Genomic DNA, 212 nt, shown 5'->3' with positions numbered 1-212 from the left:
TTGCCTGGCAACGTCCTACTCTAGCGGAACGTAAATCCAACTACCATCGGCGCTAAGGAGCTTAACTTCTGTGTTCGGCATGGGAACAGGTGTGACCTCCTTGCCATTGTCACCAGACAAGTGAATGAGTATACATTCAAAACTAGATAGTAAGTAAACGATTTTGCGTCGCAAAACGTTGAAATAATAATTGATTAAGTCTTCGATCGATT

Annotated in this window: 1 rRNA gene; it reads right to left on the bottom strand. The window is 42.5% G+C overall.

Annotation, left to right across the window (positions count from 1 at the left end):
• Positions 1-2 precede the first annotated feature (2 nt).
• A 5S ribosomal RNA gene (gene rrf / locus HS848_RS13205) occupies positions 3-117 on the bottom strand.
• Between the last annotated feature and the right edge of the window lie 95 nt (positions 118-212).

This window comes from Staphylococcus caledonicus (genome assembly GCF_016238465.1).
GTDB classification, from domain to species: Bacteria; Bacillota; Bacilli; order Staphylococcales; family Staphylococcaceae; genus Staphylococcus; species Staphylococcus caledonicus.
Note: the sequence above shows the minus strand (reverse complement) of the source record. Positions and strands in the feature narration are given on the sequence as shown.